This window comes from Herbidospora sp. RD11066, assembly GCF_054661255.1.
The window spans coordinates 1-253 of sequence record NZ_BAAGDO010000255.1 but is presented as its reverse complement, the minus strand read 5'-3'; the positions used below and the strand labels follow the sequence as shown (position 1 = coordinate 253).

The following is a 253-nucleotide window of genomic DNA, read 5'->3' as shown; positions in this document are numbered from 1 at the left end:
TAGGAGAGTCAGCTCTTTTTTGATGTCTTCCTCGGCACGGAGAATTTTTCCATAGGTTTTCTCTTTCCCGATTGATTTACGGATACGATTGGATTTGACCGGGGAATTGTGAATACCACGAGCCTTTCGATAAAGGTCATAGCCCAGTCTGCCAAAACGGTCTATCAGGGTCACTTCAGGGACTTCAAGCAAATCAGCGCCGGTAAAAACACCCATTTGATGAAGTCTTTCCACCGTCTTTTTTCCTACTCCA

1 protein-coding gene is annotated in these 253 nt (G+C 45.1%); it reads right to left on the bottom strand.

Annotated elements, in window-relative coordinates; translation table 11 throughout:
- Positions 1-253: DNA polymerase thumb domain-containing protein (locus tag ACYQ78_RS39875; RefSeq protein ID WP_459806193.1), on the bottom strand; the 253-nt coding region annotated here is incomplete at both ends.